This is a genomic window from Brumimicrobium glaciale, assembly GCF_004152935.1.
GTDB lineage: Bacteria > Bacteroidota > Bacteroidia > Flavobacteriales_D > Crocinitomicaceae > Brumimicrobium > Brumimicrobium glaciale.
The window spans coordinates 142,384-164,846 of record NZ_SETE01000006.1 but is presented as its reverse complement, the minus strand read 5'-3'; the positions used below and the strand labels follow the sequence as shown (position 1 = coordinate 164,846).

The window sequence follows — 22,463 nt, the reverse complement described above, 5'->3', positions numbered from 1 at the left end:
AGATTTTTCTACTACTGAGAATGAATGAAATTTCTTTATTTAGATGCAGGTAGGTATAATTTATAATTTATCTCGATATTTCTATTTGTTTTACTTCAATAAAGTAACATGACCAATAAATTCTCTTTGTTTTAAATCTCTTCCTTCAACAATCTGAATTTTCCAAATATATGTTCCTTCCTTTACAATGTTTGATGAACCAGTTCCATAAGTTCCTCTCCATCCCACTTGGCTATCAAAAGACTCAAACATGATTTCGCCCCATCTGTTGTAGATTTGCATGCGATATTCTATGATGTCGCTATCTGGCGGAAATCTTGGGCTAAACATTGGATTATATTTATCTCCATCAGGAGTAAATGAGTTAGGAACATAAACTATAAACTCATCTTTAAACAAGATGTCATCACAAACTTCATCTTCACATCCGAATCTGGAAGTCGCAATTAAACAAACGGTAACTTCTTGTCCAATCTCAATATTACTGAAAGTGATTGTTGGGCTTATCAAACTTGAAGTACCTTCTTTCTCGAAAGTCCATTCATAATTTGTTGCTCCTTCAGATGTATTCGTAAAGTCAACAATATTATTTATAGTCGTTGGTGCATCTGGTGAGTAATTAAAACTTGCTGTTGGATATTCATCAACACAAATATAATCGAAGAAAGTAGTATCGCCCATGCAACCAAATGGTGATTCTATTTGTAAGTTAACATCATAACAACCGCCCTCCGTAAAAGTGTAATTAATACCTGTACAACCATTAAATGTTTGCTCGTTGATTGTCCAAACACAATTTGAACCAACGTCACTTGGGTTTGTAATATTTAAGAAGTTTACATCTAAAGGTACACAACCACTCAGCTTATCTGCGACAAGATTAGCACTTGGTGTAGGGTATAATTCAACGATTACATCCATTGAAACTTGGTCACCACATTGATCAGTAACTGTTGCTGTATAAGTAGTATTGACTGATGGAGTAACATCAATTGAGCTTGTCGTTTGACCAGAGCTCCAAGTATACGCGTAAGCTGGTAAGCCATCAATTCCTTGCGCTGAAATTGTAGCAACTCCTTCTCGACAAATTGTAGTATCTGTAACGATATTCATGTCAAGCAATGGAATAACAGTCACTGTAACATTTTCAGCGGGTACAGTACACCCATTAAAGTCAAATATTGCAAGCGAATAAGAATCTGTTTGCGCAGCTACAATATCTAAAGTATCTGTAAGTGAACCACCGTTACTCCACTGATATGTGTAAGGCTGAATTCCACCCAATCCTGTACCCACTAATTTGAAATTAAAGTTATTACAAACGGTAGTATCATCTGTTAATTCCAATGATATTTGATTTGCTTCCCAAATATCTACTGTACGTTCAACCAAACAACCATCTGCATCCTTAGCAACAAGATTGTAAACATTTGCACAGATATTACTAAAAACATTTCCAGTTTGGAAAGTAGTACCTCCATCTATTGAGAATTCTGTTGCAGTAGCTGAAATTACTTCAATTTCTCCGTCACAATCCCCATTACAAGTAATGTTTGTCTCAAATATGTCTGTAAGAATTACTGAATCTGGTTCATCTACAAAAGCATTGTCAATCACTTGACATCCGTTGTCATCTTCAATAACAAAGTCATAAGTTCCAGCACACAATTGCGTAGCCAAATCATCATTTACACCTGCAACTCCTTGCAACCAGTCATAAGTGTAAGGAGCCATTCCGCCAGAAACTGACAATTGAATTTCACCATCACAAGCACTTTTACAATTCGCATCTGTAACTGTCGCATTATCTAGCACCAATTGTGTTGGCTCTGTTACTGTTTCTGTTCCAGTAATCTGACAATTATTAGCATCCTTAACTACAATATTGTAAGTGCCTGCCGCAATAAAGTTATTTGAAGATGAAGCATTGAAAGTTGAACCTCCGTTAAACGAATACTGGTAAACTGGAGTTCCACCAGATGCAGTAACAGCTATACTTCCTGAAGAATTCTGGAAACATGCCAATGTTGTTGGAACTGATGTAAAGGTTAATGGTGTCGGCTCTCCCAAAACAACTGTTTCTGTATCTGTACAACCATTTGCATCCTCTACAGTTACACTATAAGACCCGGCAGTTAATCCAGTTAAAGTTGCACTCGCTTGAGGAGCGCCACTGTTAATTGAATAAAACAAACCTCCAGTTCCGCCAATTGCTGTAACGATAACTTGACCATTTGCTCCTCCATTACAAGAAGGATCAGTTCCTAATGCCATTGAAATAGTTGGTGACGCTTCATTGGTTACTATTTGCGTTCCAGTAGCAGGACAACCATTATTATCTTCAACAACTAAGTTGAAAGTTCCAGCTAATAATCCAGTAAAAGAATTTCCAGCGACAAATGACGCTCCATTGTTGATGCTATAAGTATAGGCTGGCGTTCCACCTGTTGCAGTTATTGAAATTTCACCGTTTGGATCTTCACAAGTTGAAGGCGTTTCAACACTTGTAAATGCCACTTGCGAAGGTTCATTAATGGCTTGATTAGTAGTATTAACACAACCATTGGCGTCTTTAATTATAATATCAAAACTACTTGCACAAATACCTGTAATTGTATTATTTACAGTAGTGTTTATTCCATTGTCAATACTGTAAGTATAACCAGGTGTTCCGCCGTTCGCAGTAATTTGAATTTCGCCATCACACACTCCGAAACACGTTGCATCTTGAAGAGCATAAGTTGCAGTAATTGGTGCTGGTTCATTCACGACGATACTTCTTGACACTTGACAACCTAAATTATCTTGCACAAACATAGTATAAGCACCTGCTGACAACCCTAAGAAACTTGAAGAATTTTGGAAGCTAATTCCATTGTCGTTACTGTAAGTATATCCAGGATTACCATTAGAAGCGGCCAATTGAATAACACCCGTATTGTCATTATTACAATTCAAATCAAATACCGTTTCAGTAAACGTTATTAATGAAGATTCTTGAACTATGAAGTCTTTATCAACCGTACATCCTTCATCATCTCTAACAGTAATTGTATGAGTTCCTGCTGCCAAACCAGTGAAGGTACTTGTAGGTTGATAGGTGTTTCCATTATCAATACTGTATTCGTAAAGTCCTGTTCCGCCAACTACATTTATTAAGGCTATTTGTCCAGTGGATGCTCCATTACAATCTACATTCTGAATAGTTCCATCAAAATTAATTTTATCAGGCTGAATTAATGTAAAAGGAATAGTGAATACACAAAGTCCGTTATCCACAATTGTAGCAATATGTCCACCTGCAGAAAGTCCTGTGAAAACTCCTGTAGATTGTGTTGCACCATTATTATCTAATTCGAATACGATAGGCAATGCACCACCAACATTTATTACTTCCACTGCACCATCGCTACCTTGGAAACATGAAATATCTGTTGTGCTGACTAAAGTACCTGTCATTTGAATATCATTGATTCCAAAAAAAGATGAATCTTGACATCCAATTGTGTTAGTCACTATAACTTGGTAACTTCCTCCCGTAATATTTGGAAATATTCCACTTGCTTGATTTACCGAACCATTAATAGAATATTGAAAAGGTCCATTTGTTCCAACCGCTCCAACTTCTAACTCACCGTCATTATTCCCACAATTTGATGAAGTATTTGACAATTGATTAAGAGTTATTCCTGGAGGGTTAAACAACGTTTGCGAAATTGTGTATTGACAACCGTTTGCATCTTCCACAAGTACACTATAAACTCCAGCACTCAAACCAGTAAGTAAATTACTTGACTGAGGTGTCCCATTGTTTACACTATATAAATACGGTGATGTTCCTCCCGATGCTGCTACTTGAATTTCACCATCTGTACCTAAATTACAATCCGGGTCTGTTCCTGTTAATGTTGCGGTTAATCCTGTTGGTTCTGCGATATTCACTACTGAATTAGCAAGACAACCATTGAGGTCGCTTACAACGATTTGAATATTTCCAGCACATAAATTATTTAAAGTTGCACTGGGTCCAAATGAAACTCCATTATTACTTGAAAAAGTATAAGGAGCAGTTCCTCCAGAGGCAGCAACAACGATTTGTCCATTACAATCGCCTTGACAAGACGCGTTGGTTGGAGTTGTAGTATAATTCATAACAGCTGGCTGAGTAATTGTAACATTTGTCGTTGCAAAACATCCGTTTCCATCAATCATTTCTACTGTATAAGTTCCAGCAGTTAAACCAGCAAATGAATTTGATGCTTGAGGCGTTCCACCATTTAAAGAATAAGTAATTGGAGCAACTGCATTAGTTGTCCCAATAATTACTTGCCCATTATTTCCTCCGAAACAACTTAAATTTATTTGATTATCTATAATTGCTGTTGGAACAATAACATCTGCAATAGTTACTGTTGTAGAATTTGAACATCCATTTCCATCAGTTACTGTTACCGTATATGTATTTGGTGCTAAGTTTGTAAATACGCCAGTTGACTGATTTGCTCCACCGATGGAATACGTATAAGGAGAGATTCCTCCTGTTGCAGAAAGATTGATTGAACCTGAGTTTGCACCACAAGTTGCATCTTCGCTAATATCAATATTAATAAGTAATGCTGTTGGTTCTGTAACAACACTCGTTAATGTTAAACTACAACCATGGTCATCAGAAATTTCAACTTCATAACTTCCAGCTGTTAAACCATTAAAGCTTGTTCCTGATTGAGAAGTTCCTCCGTTCAAACTGAATCCATAAGGAGAAGTTCCTCCTGAAACAGTATTTACATTGATTTCACCATCCGAACTTCCATTGCAATTTGCTGGAGTTGGCAATAAAGTTCCAGTTAAAACGGTTGGTTCAGTGATTGTTATTATCTCATCTGTTGTACACCCAATATTATCTGTTAAAGTAACATCATAGGTTCCTGCTGTTAAACCTGAAATCGTTTGCGTATTTTGTGTTAATGGAGTTCCACCTTGAGACCAATCATAAGTAAAAGGAGCAATACCGCCTGAAGGTGTAATGGTTGCTGATCCATCTCCAGAAGAATTACACGTTAAATTAATTGAAGAAGTTGTGACTGGAAGAGGAGCTCCAGGATCAATCACAAAAGTTCCATTAACATCACAACCTCCGCCAGAATTTACGGTATAATTATAGTTACCAGGTGGTAGATTATCAAATAAACCTGTGGAATTTGTTCCTGTTTGAGTTCCTGAAATAGTATAAACAAATGGTGGATTACCACCTGTCATGGAAATCGTAGCAGTTCCTAAATCAGTTCCTAAACACAATTCTGTAGTTGTAATAACGGATGTTATTCCAGGGTCTACAACATTAATGGTAACAGCATAATTATTCTGACCCACAATTGGACAAGCGTCATCTTGAACTAAAAAGTTTAAAGTTTCTGTTCCTTGGGTTACTGTTGGTGTCCAACAAATGGTTAATGTTAAAGGATTAGAGCCTGATGTCGTAACTGTTGCTCCAGGAAGTACTTGCGCTATATTAGATTGAACCGTTAAAGCATTGGTTCCATCTGGGTCATTAAAAATAATATCAAAACATCCATTATTACCTTGACAAAGTGTTAAATCATTTGGACCATTTTGAACAATACTTCCCGTAACATTAGTAACACCAGCAGCAGGAGGTTGAGGAGTTTGATTGTTACAGTTCTCAACATAAGTCTGATATTCATAATCTGTAATGGTAACAATATCTCCATTGGAATTGTATTCAATCATTCGAATAACGATAACAAAAGCTCCAACGATTGTAGGTGTGAAAGTAATGGTTCCAGAAACCGGATCTATTGCAGCACCGGTAATTGGAATTGCACCGGTATAACCTGGTGTATAAGGTACTGGATTATTTATCCCCTGAACGGCATCAACTAAAGAATATACTATTGAATCACCGTTTGGTTCAAAGGCTCCTAAGTTGTAAGAAACAGGCTGATTTATACAAACATAAGGTTCTGGCTGAGCAGTTATACTTGGTGTATCATTACAATTATCTGTGGCTGTATTTATTTGTGTTGAAACATTAAAAGGATCATCATTTACAAGATTAATCACTGTATTTCTACAACAAAGATTATAATTAGCGGTCCAAGTATCACAATCACCAAGATTAACGGTTCCTTCAAAAACATGTTCTTCATAACCCGGTAGCGGTCCATTATTACAGGTAGTATTTCCAGCTTGTTGGATACAAACCTGAGAAACTTCCGTTTGAGAAACTCTAGTAAGATTAACATTGATGTTGTTCAGACCGCAAGTATTAGTAAAGTTAATATTTGCGTTATTTCCTAAATTAACACCTGAACAATCCCGGTAAAGTACTAAACTCACATTATAAACTCCTGGCACACCAGTACATTCTATTTGAATATATCCCCCTGCAACGTGCGAAGCTTTTACTTCTTTAGTAAAAAAGAAGAAGCTAAACAATAATAATATAAATGCCAAAGCGTTAAAACTTGAATTCTTCATAATCGTAGTAATAAATTGAGTAGGGTCTCTTTTTTAACGTGACAATTAAAATAAGGTTGCAATTTATTTTTGCGAAAAGAAAATCCTTTATTTCTAATTGTCGTAAGCTAAGCTAAAAAACTTTTTTCAATAATCCAAGGAATTTAAAAGAATGCTCTTACTTCTACCCCACCAGAATGAATAGTTTTGCTGTTTTCTGACTGTCTACCGTTATACTGCAAACTGATTTGTAGGTTTTTAGAAATGTTTCGTTGATAATTTACATTCCAAGTATAATTTCGTCCTGGTTTTAACGATTCTAGCATTTCATAGGACAAAGCGCTGTTTTGAGGTCCCGAATAATTTATAGATACTATTTTTACTTCGGCATTTAAACTTCCTTTTTCGATTTGATTTTGAGCTGGAATTGATAAAAACATCCGATATAGCATTCATAATTTTGCCTAAAACAAAAAGCACATCCCAATTAAGGAATGTGCATTTCTCATAAAGCTAAAAGCTATTGTTTACTTCTCTTTACTCACAATCAACTTAGAATTCATTTTCATAATTCCGTCGTTGTAGATATTGATAATATAAACTCCGTTGGTAAGACTTCTTGTGTCAACAACTTTTTCACCTTCATTTTTCTCAATTGCTCCTGACCCCATTTCGCGACCATTCAAATCGAAGATTTTGTAGTGGGCATTATTCAGTTCATCATAAACTTCCCATTTGATGCTTGTGAAATCACTTGCTGGGTTTGGATAAACTGTGATGTTGTACATTATCTCTTCTAAAGATGGTTCGTTACCTGATGGAGCTGGAATTGTTAACATTTTTGCCATTGACCCACCTTCTGGTATTTCCTTCTCGTAACAAATATCATAGAAGAAACATAAAATATTTTCAGCATAACCCGATGCTCTACTACCTTTCTCAGCTAAAGTTTCCAAATAACTAATTTCTGATGAATCAAGTTCTGCAACACTTCTTTCACCAAGACTAGATCTGAAAGTGATATAGTTATCAAAATCGTCAAGCAAACCTAGGTCGCCCTCTAAACTTTCGTCGCTATTAAGTGCTTGCAATACAGAATCTGCTCTAGACCACTCACTGTTCTCAATAAAGAAGTCCATTAATCCTATTTTATTAGAAACTCCTTCTCCCATTAAAACAGTGTTGTGTCTTTCTGCATAAGTATGTTCCTCTTTAGATTTCTCTAAATACTTGATAAAACTATTTGCTGATGCAATTTTAGCCTGATAAGACATCATCTCACCTTCCAAAGTAGTTCTCACTGTTTCAGTATCCCAGTTATTTCTGACATAGTTAAGCATGTATTCTGGCAAGGCATTACCTGTAACTTCATTTAATTTATTAATGAAATCCTCACCTCTTGTTGCATCAGGATTAGCTAAAAGCACTTCTAACAACATGGCGTTTGGTAAAATATTCTCACCAGCTGCAGTTAATAAGGCTTCGGATGATAAATAAGGAGATTCTTGCATCAACTCATTTCTCAAAATCCAAGCATCGCTAGACCAGTTGTTTTCAATTTGTCCTTGAAATATCTCTGTATTTCCATTATCAATTAAAGAGACATAATTGTAATTGAGAATATTGTAAGCTGTTTTATGATTTGCTAGTTCGATTTCATAATCTGACAATTCTGTTACGAGCTGACTAAACATAGAGATCCCACTTGTAAAACTTGTTGGACAAGCATTTAACGCACTATTTGGAATAGGATCAACTGGCCCTGTAACGACATTTGGTAGCGTATTTCCTCCTGAATGATAGTAATTAAAATGACTATTGGTATTATTTGTTATATCCATATTATTAAGCAGGAATGTATTTCCAGCAGAGGTTTTTGGGTAAAACTCTCCTTGATAATATCTAATGCCGTTGCCTGGAGATGGATAGCTAACGGAAATTGCTGTTCTATTTTGAACATAATCATTACATAAAAATTGAAGACCCGTATTTAAATGCAAATCTAATTTTCGATTAATTTTACTGGCTTGCGTACCCAAATAAAGATTGTTTAGGCTGTTTTTATACACTTGATTATTAGCTGAACCACTATTTATCACCACTATTCCAGATGTTTTACCTCCATTCATATTACTTAACACTGAGTTTTCTTCAACTATAAAACCTGTCGAGTTATCAAGCGTAATTCCATTTCCTGGATACACACTATTTAAATAACCACTATTGCCGATGATAAAGTCATTTCTGTTAAGATTGATATTGTCAAATTCATCAACATAAATTCCCATATTATTATTAGTAAAATCTGCCTGTGTTACGGTTACTGCATCTGTAATACCCGCTCCTGCAATTTGAACTGCAAACTCAAGACCACTAAAACTTGACCTTAACAATGAACCTGATGGACACGATTGACCTACTGGTAACGGAGGAGAATCACACCTTGGAAGAACTCTAAAACTAGCGTCAAGCGCAGTAATACCTTCATTTGGAGAGCTGCTCAATGATTTACTTGAGGTAACATTATTTGCAAAATGACAATTTGTAAAGTTTATACCTTGGACTTTCCACATAGAAACATGTGGTTGCTGAGGATGTCCTTCAATAAAATCATCATCTGTCAAAAAGTCTGTGTCTGTAAAACTAGAAGTGTTGTCTCTCTTTATGCTTGAGTTAGATGGGTGGAAATTTTGATACACCATAAACTCAACCCCTCTTCTATTATTTCTAAAAAATCCGTCAGTTGACTTAATCACACCACCAATTTCATTCCAAGAACCTTCTTTCCAATTGGTAACTGCTTTATGAGCATTTTCTATAGTTCCGCCGTTTTTAATTTCTAACATTCCTTGATGGGTAGGGTTATTGACTGGATATTGGTGTTGGTTTGATGTTCCGTAAACTTGGATTCCTTGCCAGTATTGACTTTGGAACTTTTCATTTGTCAATGTTCCACCGTCCAAAATAACTTTTGCACCTTGTTCAATTATAAGTTTCGCCTCGGGAACAAATTGAATTTCACACCTAATAATCAAAGTATTACCTGATTTAATTCTTAAACTATTAAAGAGTTTAACACTAAAATCCCATGTTTCATCTTGATTTACTTCTAATATCAAATTTTCATCAAAACTATGAACCTTTGCATAATTCCTAATAGAACCCATGGAAAGAGCTCTGTGCATTCTATGGACTTGATTCGGTGAAATATATTTTGCGCCGCTTGACCCACCCATAATATTATTGGTACATGAATTGAGAGGTGATGTTGTAATACATTCCCAACCAGCGTCATGAGGACATACTTTATTAATTCCAGATCCAAAAACATCATCTAAATAATCTGGATTATTTTCATTACAAGCGTCAAAAGATGTTTGATAAGTGTGATACAAATCTAAGTTATGACCAAGTTCATGGGCTAGATGTACTGCTAAGGCATTAGGCACATTTACATCATTACCAAACATCGGGAGAGAGTTATAAGTTACGACATAATGCTCATGATCTTGGGTAAATGAAGGGAACCGTCCAAAACCCGACCATGCTGGAGAAGCTCCAGTAAAATGAATTTTGAAATTTTTGCTTGATCCAGGATGTAAGATATTAGCTTCTGAATTCAAATATTCACCTGTTGAAGGTCCAGCAATATCGCCTGCACTCCAACAAGAAGTGTTTTGATTAAAAAAAATATTACCTAGAGTGATTATAATTTTCGAACTTTCATAGTTCACCACTCCTGGAATTACATCAGATGGAGTAGTTATATCTGTAAATATTTCATTAATTTTAACCATTGCATCCTCAATTACTGTTCTATTGAAAACGTTATCAATATAGTTACCTGTAGAATTATCCTTCTGCCAAATATGAACATCAATTGGAATTTCTATTATATTTCTAATATCATAAATATCTTCAGAAAATTGGTACCTCCCATAATAATTGTTATACATTCCAGACAAGTCATCACATGTTGCAGAGCGCGTTGAACTTGACTCGTTTTCAGGAAAAACAGTAGGGCAAAATAAGTTGGTTTACCCATAAAGCAAATTAACTGAAGCTAAACATATTAATCTAAAAATAAAGTTTATTGCTTTCATAATTTAATAATTTTTAGGTTGTAAGATTTACTCTTGTTAAATAGTAACAAGTTGAAAATACCATTTTGGTGGTTGTGAAAGAGAATCCTGTCATTTTCAATTATACCTTTTTGTATAATTTTTCCTGTCATATCTTTTATTTCATATTGCCCTTCAAACATTACTTTAATATAATCACCATTTATTGGGTTAGGGAATACATTTGGAAGATCTATTTGATTCACTTCAATATTCAAATTATAATATCGATGAAACACAAATTGAAGAACACCTATAATATTTCCATTCGTTTCATAACTCGCCAATTCTCGGCCAAGAAAGACAAAAGACGAATCTATAACTAAACTATCAGCACTTCTTAACATTAAGAATCCAGTAGCATCAAAATGATAGTGATCATCTTGTCCAAATAGAAAGGAATATTTTTGGCAATCTTCATCGAAGATTTTTTTATCCCATTTTATTTTTATTGGATAATTGTCCGTGGTAAATTGAATAGAAATTCTTTCAGGGTAATCAATATCCTGACAGTAAGAATTCAAAATTTGTTTTTTTGACAAATATGAGTTTGAATTGATCCAAACTGAGGATGTATTTAAACCTGAATATGTTTTATCACCAACCCTTGCTTCCAAAGTAGTATTCCATGCATCATTAAGTTTGTCGACCTCTCCGAAAGGAGCGTCGATTCCATTTGTCGCTAATTCATCATACCCTAAAGTAATTGTATCCTTATTCCCTATAGCATCTTCAAAATACAGTTCGAATGAAAATTCGGGAGTTTGCTGTCCGAAAAGCCCTCCAATGGTCAGTGAGAATAATAAAAAAAGTGAATTTTTCATGGTGTTTAATTTGAATACACATTCAAATATAACACTATTTAATTATCAATCCGTTAGCCATAGGCTATTAATTATCAATTGGCATTACCTCAGAAAAACGCTCGAACTTCGACTCCACCAGAATGAATTGTCTTACTGTCTTCGGAGCGACGACCATTGTACTGTAGACTGATTTGTAGGTTTTTAGAAATGTTTCGTTGATAATTTACATTCCAAGTATAATTTCGTCCTGGTTTTAACGATTCTAGCATTTCATAGGACAAAGCGCTATTTTGGTTGCCAGAATAATTTATTGATACGATTTTTACTTCTGCATTTAAGCTTCCTTTTTCAACCTGATTCCATTTTAAACCCAATCCTAAATCTCCTATAAATGCTTTTTCACCTCCAAATTCAGGACCATTGCTTTTCTCTTCATATCTTCCTTTTAAAGAAAGTCGGAAAGTTGTACTGGGTTGAAAAATAAGCTCTGGTTGGATGTTGTGATATTGAATTGAGAAATCTCTACCTGATGTATAATCTGCCGAAGAAGATTTTAAACCCTCTTCAGTTCCTAAGTTTATGGTGAATTTACGCCACAAGTTCCATCGGAAATTCAAAGCATTAAAACGAACATCTCTGGCATCGAAACCACTTGCTAACAATGTTTTAGAACCAGTTTCCGAGTAAGTATAATCGGCTGCGAAAACTGGATTTGTTCTATTGAAAAATACGGTATTTCGAATGGTAGAATTAAAGCTTATTAAATTAGTATCTGCAATTTTTCTATCAAATGGATTATAGGTTCTAGTAGATTGATTTGACATTTTTCGATTCACCCTAAATCTTGCTTGATTCGAGAATCTTGATAAAAGTTTTAAGACTTTCCCTTTACTTTTCCAAATGCGTTCTGGTCTCCAAAATAAAGTTTGATTAAATTCATTTGAATAAGTTCTCACATATTCATCACTGGGTGTAAAAACACGAATGTATTTTGCTTGGTCTGAATATTGTGCAATTTCAAATTCGTTTAAATCTTTTACTCCATCACCGTTATAATCTATCCAAGTATATACTCCTTGACCTGCATTCACTTCAATATAAAGAAATTCTTTTTTCAATTCTAATCCTGATCCAACTTCATAAAAGGTACTTGCCGTTAATGCATTTTTCCAAAGATTTAATCTGTAATCTATTCGACCCAAGAAAGTATTCTCTGGTTGTTGATCAATTAATTTTTCATCTTTAATTTCCAACATTCTATAACTCATCAAAGTAGTTAAAGATGAAGTTTTATTGGTTACCCAATTATAATCAGCTCCAACACTTCTTCCTTTCGCAGCATTTACTAATCGTGAAGAATCACTTTTCCAATCGTATCTTTCTCGATAGAAAACGGTAAATTTATTCTGTAAAGTATCCGCATTGGCCAAGTAAACTTTCCAATCATACCATTGATAAGAATTTGTTCTCAATAAAGTATCTCCTAATTCAAATTGATTGAGTTCATGATCATCTTCAAAACCAATTTTAATCTTACCGAATTCTTGACTTAGTTTAGATTTATGCCTTAAATAGGTGTTTTTACCGTCAGCATTTGCTCTTAAATAACTTCCATCTAGAGAAGCTTCAAAACCATTTTTTTTCCAATCTCCCAATAGCTGACCTCTATTTCCTTGATATTCTTCTCCCAATGTGAAGTTTTGAGCTTTTAGTTCTACTCCTCCAAATTTCTTGTGTTTAATTCCTCCTGAAATATGAGCCAACACTTCTTGTCCTTCATATTTTCTATTCCTTACATTCCAATCACGATCAAACTCTACTCCTCGGTACCTTTCAATTTCTTTAAAATATTGTGTTCTGTATTCAAAGTCCAATCCTGTAGACAATTCCCACATTGAAGTGGAATCATTCCTTAGATTAAACAAACCATCAATTGTAGTTTTATTGGCAAAAGCTCTATTGTCCTCATTATTGACCCTAGAAAATGTATTTTTATCGTTGTTGGTGGTACTCATTTCCGTCATTATTTTCCATTTCTTATTGAAACGGTAGTTTATTCCAGCAGAAATCATGGCATTTTTCTTTGGAGTAACGATGAGTCTTGTTGGTTCAAAATCCCCTTGTGGAACTCCTCCAATTGGAGCTACCCATTTATAAACTCTTCCAACGGCAGTAAATCGATCAAAGATATAGTTCCCATTTCCTATGCCTACGTTAGTGAAAGTTGCCCTATAAAATGCAGAATCTGGACTCACAGAATAAACCAGAACAGAATCAATTCCCAATGAATCCATTAATTTATAAGTCACTTGGTTGTCTAAAAAACCAACACTATCAATGGATTGTGTTCTTGCTAAATCTAAGCTATCCCCAATTTTACTCAAGAGCAATTTATCCTTATTACTGAGTTTTTGTTGTAAGGATTGATTCTTAGCATCTTGTTCACTGAACATATTAAGCCAGAAATCAAATTTTTCACTTTCGTAAGTTGCACTTGCTTGAAATAATGAACGTGCATAATTTTGATCTGTATATTGAAATTCTACCACAATTCGAGTGTCTTTAGTTATTTGATTTCTTGGGGTAAAAACTAATTCTGAGCTATTGTAATTAATCACATAATCGTATTCTTGACCACGTTCAAGCAACCTACCATCCAAATAAACCTTTTCTGTTCCGGATAAGACCATTATAAATGGCTCATTTTCATTTCCTTTTAATCGGTAAGGTCCTTGACTTCCTTCCATTCCTTGAATTTCATTTCTAGAGAATTTCCCTTTTGAAAGCGCACCTGCGCCTTGAATTGTCCATTTTGCTTTTTCTTCACCCCAAGAATATTGTCCATATAAACCTTGGGCTCTTTTATTGTAATTTGTAAAATAACCAGTTGGTTTTTTCAACCAAAAATCTCCTGCAATTATTTTATACTCCTTTCCGTACAGTTGAATAAAAACTTGATCAAACTCTTGTATTTGATTGGTATTTCCATCCGGTTGAATAGGCAAATTGTCATCTGTTACAGTAGCCAGGATGTTCATATTATTAGAAATCTCACCCGAAAGCTGTAGGTTCAATGTCGAATTTACAGAAAGGTCTTGTGAATTTCCGAAGCTAATTCCCCTTGAAATACTTCCCGATTTTTTAATTCCTTCATCAGAGAAAAAGTTCAACGGTTTATCTTCACTTCTAAAGAAGAAATCATCTATTTTTCCAACATTTTGATAAATCATAGAAGTATCAATTGTCTGATAAGGTTTTTGAAAATCAATAGAAAAAACTCGGTACCTTAGTTGAAGTGTATCTAAGCAAGTAGTTTTAGAAAGGAACTTTCTGCTATTTCCATCAAAATAATAAGCAGATTTATCGAGTAATGAATCACCACAAAAAACCTTAAAACTATTTTGATAAATGGTTAAACTGTCAATAATTAAAGTGTCATTTTCGGGTGTTATTGTTTTCCATCTTAAATTAGAAGTTTGACTTCTTAATGGTACAATTGACACCATTAAAAGCAATAAAAGCAGTATTATTATTTTTGAGCTTGGATTCATTCCAATAGCATAACGTTCTCTGTTGGGGTTTCTTGCTTAAAGGTAGGAAAATGTTAGAGTTCCAGTGCTGATTCTACTTTATTACAAACTATTTGAGCATCGTATCTTGCGGCTTCATTTTTAATGACATTCGCATCAAAATTTTGATTAGAAATAGCAATTAACAATTTATTGGATAAATCTATGGCGTTTCCAGATTCAAAGAGCTCTCCAAATTCTCCATGATTTAGGATTTCAACTGTACCTCCTTTATTACTTCCAACAACTTTGCAACCAGCGGCCATTGCTTCAATAGTAACCATTCCAAAAGTTTCTGATTTGGTTGCCATTACAAAAACATCAATTGCAGCATAAAATGTTTCAACATCAGAACGAAAAGGTCTAAAATGAACCCTGTCTTCGATGCTATTTTGTTTGACAAAAGCTTTTAGTTTATCAAAATAATCATCTAATTCTCCATGCGTAGATTCACCAAGAAAAACAAGATCATGGCTAACTTTTTCTTTTATTTGATTGAATGATTCCAAAAGTAAAAGTTGTCTTTTCTGTTCATCAAAACGACCCACTAAACCAATGTATTTTTTGTTTATGTTGAGCTCCAACATTTGCTTTGCTACCTGACTATTTGGAGCGTTAAAGTACTTATCCAATTCTAAACCCGAAGGAATAACAACAGTCTTTTTCTCAGGAAACTTAGTTAATTCATTTACTTGTTGTTTCAACCAAGGCAATGGACAAGACCACAAATCATAGCTGCTGTATCTTAAAGAGTGAAGCAAATCTCTTTTTGGTATTCCAATTTGCATTTCCATGAAATAGGCCAAGAAGAACTTTTTTATTGACCAAGATTTTGCCAATGCACAAATACTCATGTCCTTTGGATCTCTAACGATCAGATGAGTTATTTTGTGCTCCTTTATCTTTTTTATTAGCTTTGAAGCTTTAACGAAATCATAATATTTCTTGTGTGAACTAACAAAGTCTACTGCTATTCCAATTGATTTAGCTTCTTGGTGAATTTTGCTTTCTTCCTGAACAAAAATCATTACTTGATGTCCGCGATTGTGCATCCATTCTGCATTCCGCAATTGATTCATCTCTAAACCACCCCAACTCAATGAAGGACAGAAATAAGCGATATGATTATTGTTCTTACTCATTTAAAGGATATTGAAAAAAATGCCTCAAGTAAGTCACTTGAGGCATTTTAATATATTCACGTATAAATATAAAAAAGTTATTCTAAAGGTGTTCACAAGAACTCGTGATTTCTAATTCTTTGATAAGAAAACTTTAAAGACAAGGCTTGTGCAATTTTAAATTGTCACGAGTTTACTTTATAAATGACTGCAATTAAAAACAAGCATAACGCAGTATTTGGAGTTTTCTTGCAAAGACTAAATATGGATAGAACGATCACCTGTTGCATCCATCGCTGCTTCACGAATTGCTTCAGAATACGTTGGATGTGGGTGTGACATACGCACTAAATCTTCCGCAGAAGCACGGTATTCCATTGCTACAACACCTTCCATAATTAAGTCAGCTGCTCGCGCACCAATCATGTGGAATCCTAATATTTCATCAGTTTCCTTATTGGTAATGATTTTTACTAATCCTTGAATATCTCCAGAAGCTCTTGATCTACCCAATGCTTTCATTGGAAATGATCCAGTTTTATATTCAATTCCTGATTCCCTTACTTCTTGCTCAGTTTTCCCAACCGACGCCACTTCTGGCCAAGTGTAAACAACTCCTGGAATTAAATTATAATTAATATGTGGAATTTGTCCTGCAATTTTCTCTGCAACAAAAGTTCCTTCTTCCTCTGCTTTGTGCGCTAACATAGCTCCACGAACAACATCACCAATTGCGTAAATGTTATCTGCTGAAGTTTGTAAGTTTTCATTCACATCGATTTGACCACGGTCAGTAGTTTTAATTCCTACATTTTCTAAACCTAAACCTTCAGTATATGGTTTTCTTCCTACCGCAACTAAACAGTAATCAGCTTCAAAAGTTACCTCTTTGTCTTTTTTATCAAGTGCAGTTACGATAACACCTTTTCCAGTGTTTTCAACTTTTTGAACTTTGTGCTTCATGTTGAATTTCATTTTCAACTTTTTCAACACCCTTGTCAATTCTTTCCCCATAGATTCATCCATGGTTGGGATAATGGAGTCAGCAAATTCAACAACTTCAACCTCGGTTCCTAGACGAGCATAAACAGATCCTAACTCAAGACCAATTACACCACCACCAATAACAATCATTCTTTTTGGGATTTCTCCTAATGAAAGTGCTTCGGTTGAAGTAATAATTCTCTTTTTATCTGGCTCCATTCCTTTAAAGAAATTTGGCTTAGATCCAGTAGCGATAATTATTTTATCCGATTTTAATTCAGTTTCTTTTCCTTCGCTATCAACTACCTTAATCGTATTTTTATCAACAAAAGAACCTACTCCATGGTGAACATCAATTTTGTTCTTGTCCATTAGAAAATCGATTCCTTTACAAGTTTGGTCCACGACTTTATTTTTTCGTTCAACCATTTTCTTAAAGTCAGGCTTTAGATCTTTCAATAAAATTCCATGCTCTTCAAAGTTGTCTTTTGCATTGTGATAATGCTCACTTGAATCCAATAATGCTTTAGATGGAATACAACCAACATTTAAACAAGTCCCACCAAGTGTGTCGTACTTTTCAATAATTGCTGTTTTCAATCCTAATTGAGCGCATCGTATAGCTGCTACGTATCCACCAGGTCCCGACCCGATGATAGTTACATCGTATTTACTCATGATAAATATATTTTATTTTTTAATGATATATCAGTTTAAGCTTCAGTTGGAGGCGTTCCAAAATTAATTGGAGGCATATCTGATTTGCCCATGTTTATTGTCCCCATATTCTCTTCGAATTTACGAACGTTATCTTGCAATGCAACAAGTAATCTCTTAGCGTTTTCAGGTGTCATAATTACACGAGATCTCACTTTTGCTTTGGGCATTCCTGGCATAGCTTGAATGAAATCAAATACAAACTCAGAAGGAGAATGATTAATGAGTGCTAGATTAGAATAAATTCCTTCTGCTACTTCTTCTGGTAATTCAATATTGATTTTATTTTCTTTTGTGTTGTTGTTTTCCATAATAATAAAGGTAATAAAAAAAGGCTATCAATAAAAATTGATAGCCTATAATATATTGTTCTAATTAAGATTAAATCTCCTCATAATTAGCAGTTGAATCTACCTTAACATTTTGGAACTCTCTAACACCAGTACCAGCTGGTATTTTGTGTCCAACGATAACGTTTTCTTTCAATCCTAATAAATGATCTACCTTACCTGCAATAGCAGCTTCGTTAAGAACCTTAGTTGTCTCCTGGAAAGAAGCAGCTGAGATGAACGATTGTGTCTGCAATGAAGAACGAGTAATACCCTGTAACATCGGTTTAGATGTTGCAGCAATTGCCTCACGTGCTTCAACTAATTTAGAATCCTCACGTTTCAATTGTGTATTCTCATCACGTAATCTTCTTGAAGAAACGATTTGACCAGCTTTCAATTCTTGAGAATCTCCTGCTTCAATCACAACCATTTGTCCGAATATACGGTCATTTTCTTCCATGAAATCAGCTTTATGAATTGCTTGATTTTCTAAGAATTTAGTATCTCCTGCATCAGTAATTTCAACTTTCAACATCATCTGACGAACGATAACCTCGAAGTGTTTATCATTAATCTTCACACCTTGTAAACGGTATACCTCTTGTACTTCGTTTACTAAGTATTCTTGTACTGCTGTTGGTCCCTCAATATTTAAAATATCTTTTGGAGTAATTGCTCCATCAGAAAGAGATTGACCTGCACGAACGAAATCGTTCTCTTGAACAAGAATGTGCTTAGATAGAGGAACAAGATATTTCTTAGTTTCACCTGTTTTCGCTTCAATGATTACCTCACGGTTACCACGTTTGATTTTACCGTAACTAGCAATACCATCGATTTCAGAAACAACTGCTGGGTTAGAAGGATTACGTGCTTCGAAAAGCTCAGTAATACGAGGTAGACCCCCTGTAATATCTCCCCCTTTACCACCAATACGTGGAATCTTAACCAAACTGTATCCTTGTTGCATTTCTTCACCTTCTTTTACAGAAACGTGTGCGTTAACTGGGATTGGGTATGATTTTAAGATTTCACCTTTCTTATCCTTAATAAGGATCGTTGGGTTTTTCTTTTTATCTCTAGTTTCAGTAATTACTTTTTCAGTAAATCCTGTTTGCTCATCGACCTCTTCACGGTAAGTGATTCCTTCAATAACGTTATCAAATTCGATAAGTCCGCTATACTCAGAAATAATTACTGCGTTATAAGGATCCCACTTACAAATGATATCACCTTTTTTAAGTTCTGTTTCATTTGTAGCAACCATCTCAGCTCCGTAAGGAATGTTAGATGTCATTGCTGCCAAACCAGTTTTCTTATCAATGATTTTCATTTCAGCCGAACGACCTACAACGATTTCATGTTTTGATCCGTCTTTATCAATCTTAGTGATTGTTCTTAACTCATCAATTTCTAAACGACCTGAAGCTTTCGCTTTAATGTCGCTATCATCAGCAATGTTAGACGCTGTACCCCCAACGTGGAATGTACGAAGTGTCAACTGTGTACCTGGTTCACCAATAGATTGTGCAGCAACTACTCCAATAGCATCTCCTATTTGAGCTTCTCTGTTTGTAGCAAGGTTACGACCGTAACACTTAGCACATACACCTCTTCTTAGTTCACAAGTAAGTACTGAACGAATTTCAACTTCGTCAATACCTGCTTTATCAATTGCCGTAGCAACATCTTCAGTAATTAACTCTCCACCTTCAACAATAAGGTTGTCGTTATCATCAAATACATCATGTACAGCACTACGCCCTACAATTCTGTCATATAATGGTTCAACAACATCATCGTTCTTTTTCAATGGAACAGCAATAATACCTCTTAAAGTACCACAATCAAATTGATTTACTACAACATCTTGAGCAACGTCAACCAAACGACGCGTTAAATAACCCGCATCGGCAGTTTTCAAAGCTGTATCGGCAAGACCCTTACGAGCACCGTGTGTAGATATAAAGTATTCAAGAATTGATAATCCTTCCTTAAAGTTAGAAAGAATTGGATTTTCAATAATTTCTTGACTTGAAGCACCAGATTTCTGAGGTTTTGCCATCAGACCACGCATTCCAGAAAGCTGACGAATCTGCTCTTTAGATCCACGTGCACCAGAATCAAACATCATGTAAATTGAGTTGAAACCTTGCTTATCTGTTTTCAATTGCTCCATTAACGTATTTGTTAATCGAGAATTGGTACGTGTCCAGATATCAATAATCTGGTTGTATCTTTCATTATTAGTAATAAGACCCATGTTATAGTTGTCCATAACCTCGGCAACACTAACTTTAGCTTTATCAACTAATATTTGTTTTTCTACTGGAATGATAATATCATCTAAGTTGAAAGACAATCCACCTTTAAAGGCCATGTCATAACCAACTGTTTTGATATCATCCAAGAATTGAACTGTACGTGAAGTTCCTGATATTTTCAAAACAACCCCAATAATATCACGAAGCGCTTTTTTAGTTAATACATCATTGATGTAACCAACTTCTCTTGGAACCATTTCGTTAAATACAACACGTCCAGCAGTAGTATCAATAATTTTAAGAACTGGTTCACCTTCTTCGTTTAAAACTTCCGTTTTAACTTTGATGTGCGCGTGTAAATCTAAACGACGTTCGTTCAATGCAATCTGAACTTCTTCAGGGGAATAGAAAGTTAATCCTTCTCCTTGCATTACTTTTTCCTCATCAGTAACTCTTCCCTTAGTCATATAATAAAGACCCAAGACCATATCCTGTGAAGGTACAGCAATTGGAGCCCCATTCGCAGGGTTCAAAATGTTGTGAGAAGAAAGCATCAAAATCTGAGCTTCCAAAATTGCAGCATTACCTAAAGGTAAGTGAACTGCCATCTGGTCACCATCGAAATCGGCGTTAAATGCCGTACAAACCAATGGGTGAAGTCTAATTGCTTTTCCTTCAATTAATTTTGGTTGGAAAGCCTGAATACCTAAACGGTGAAGCGTTGGTGCACGGTTAAGTAACACTGGGTGAGACTTAATTACGTTTTCTAAAATATCCCAAACGATTGCTTCTTTTTTGTCAACAATTTTCTTTGCTGATTTTACAGTTTTTACAATCCCTCTTTCAATTAGTTTTCTAATGATAAATGGTTTGTATAGCTCTGCCGCCATATCTTTTGGAAGTCCACATTCGTGCAATTTCAAAGAAGGTCCAACAACAATTACTGAACGTGCTGAATAATCCACACGTTTACCCAGTAAGTTTTGACGGAAACGTCCTTGCTTACCTTTCAATGAATCAGAAAGAGATTTTAAAGGTCTGTTTGATTCAGTTTTAACAGCACTAGATTTTCTAGAGTTGTCAAACAATGAATCTACAGATTCTTGAAGCATACGTTTTTCATTACGTAGAATTACTTCAGGAGCTTTAATTTCAATCAATCGTTTCAAACGATTGTTTCTGATAATTACTCTTCTGTATAAATCATTTAAATCAGACGTTGCAAAACGACCTCCATCCAATGGAACTAATGGTCTTAATTCTGGTGGAGTTACAGGAACAACTTTAATAATCATCCATTCCGGACGGTTTTCAATTCTATCCTGAGAATCACGCATCGCTTCAACTACTTGAAGACGTTTCAATGCTTCGTTTTTACGTTGCATTGAAGTTTCATGATTCGCTTTGTGTCTTAAATCGTAAGAAAGTTCGTGAAGATCTAGACCTTTTAACAAGTCATAAAGAGCTTCAGCTCCCATCTTAGCGATGAATTTATTTGGATCAGTATCGTCTAAATATTGGTTGTCTTGAGGAATTTCATCAAGGATATCCAAATATTCTTCTTCAGTAATGAATTGCATGTGATCTAAAGGTTCACCTTCAGCATTTTTTGCAAGACCTGACTGAATCACGACATATCTTTCATAATAAATAATTTGGTCAAGCTTTTTAGTCGGAAGACCTAAAAGGTAACCAATCTTATTTGGCAATGATCTAAAGTACCAAATATGAGCAACTGGAACAACCAATTGGATGTGACCCATGCGCTCACGACGAACTTTTTTCTCTGTTACTTCAACACCACAACGGTCACACACGATTCCTTTATAACGGATACGTTTGTATTTACCACAGTGACATTCGTAATCTTTAACAGGTCCAAAAATACGTTCACAGAACAAACCGTCTCTTTCTGGTTTATACGTTCTGTAGTTTATCGTTTCCGGCTTTAAAACCTCTCCACTTGACTGCTCCAGAATTAATTCTGGAGAAGCCAATGAAATGGTGATTCTATTAAAATCTTTCACCGTATTTTGAGTATCTTTTTTATACGCCATTTTAAACAAGTGTTT

Annotated in this window: 9 protein-coding genes; all 9 read right to left on the bottom strand. The window is 35.1% G+C overall.

Features of this window, described 5'->3' with window-relative positions; all coding sequences use genetic code 11:
* Nucleotides 1-90 precede the first annotated feature (90 nt).
* Nucleotides 91-6,498 carry a T9SS type B sorting domain-containing protein gene (locus ERX46_RS14150; protein ID WP_130094525.1) on the bottom strand — a complete coding sequence of 2,136 codons (6,408 nt, stop codon included), beginning with the start codon at nucleotides 6,496-6,498 and terminating at the stop codon, nucleotides 91-93.
* 143 nt (nucleotides 6,499-6,641) lie between these two features.
* Nucleotides 6,642-6,917, bottom strand: a complete 276-nt coding sequence (locus tag ERX46_RS14145; protein ID WP_130094524.1) for a hypothetical protein — start codon at nucleotides 6,915-6,917, stop codon at nucleotides 6,642-6,644.
* Between the two features lie 87 nt (nucleotides 6,918-7,004).
* Nucleotides 7,005-10,433, bottom strand: coding sequence for a zinc-dependent metalloprotease (locus ERX46_RS14140; protein ID WP_130094523.1), 3,429 nt, complete (start codon nucleotides 10,431-10,433; stop codon nucleotides 7,005-7,007).
* A 143-nt stretch (nucleotides 10,434-10,576) separates the two neighbouring features.
* Nucleotides 10,577-11,422, bottom strand: a complete 846-nt coding sequence (locus tag ERX46_RS14135) for a T9SS type A sorting domain-containing protein (protein ID WP_130094522.1) — start codon at nucleotides 11,420-11,422, stop codon at nucleotides 10,577-10,579.
* 89 nt (nucleotides 11,423-11,511) lie between these two features.
* Nucleotides 11,512-14,910 (bottom strand): hypothetical protein, encoded by a 3,399-nt coding sequence (locus tag ERX46_RS14130; protein ID WP_130094521.1) that lies wholly within the window; start codon nucleotides 14,908-14,910, stop codon nucleotides 11,512-11,514.
* 98 nt (nucleotides 14,911-15,008) lie between these two features.
* Nucleotides 15,009-16,115 carry a glycosyltransferase gene (locus ERX46_RS14125; RefSeq protein ID WP_130094520.1) on the bottom strand — a complete coding sequence of 369 codons (1,107 nt, stop codon included), beginning with the start codon at nucleotides 16,113-16,115 and terminating at the stop codon, nucleotides 15,009-15,011.
* Between the two features lie 237 nt (nucleotides 16,116-16,352).
* The gene (gene lpdA / locus ERX46_RS14120; protein WP_130094519.1) at nucleotides 16,353-17,756 is read right to left on the bottom strand and encodes a dihydrolipoyl dehydrogenase; all 1,404 of its coding nucleotides are present in this window, start codon (nucleotides 17,754-17,756) and stop codon (nucleotides 16,353-16,355) included.
* 35 nt (nucleotides 17,757-17,791) lie between these two features.
* Complete coding sequence (locus ERX46_RS14115) at nucleotides 17,792-18,106, bottom strand: DUF3467 domain-containing protein (RefSeq protein ID WP_130094518.1); 315 nt, start codon at nucleotides 18,104-18,106, stop codon at nucleotides 17,792-17,794.
* A 70-nt stretch (nucleotides 18,107-18,176) separates the two neighbouring features.
* Complete coding sequence (gene rpoC, locus ERX46_RS14110; RefSeq protein WP_130094517.1) at nucleotides 18,177-22,448, bottom strand: DNA-directed RNA polymerase subunit beta'; 4,272 nt, start codon at nucleotides 22,446-22,448, stop codon at nucleotides 18,177-18,179.
* Nucleotides 22,449-22,463: the final 15 nt, after the last annotated feature.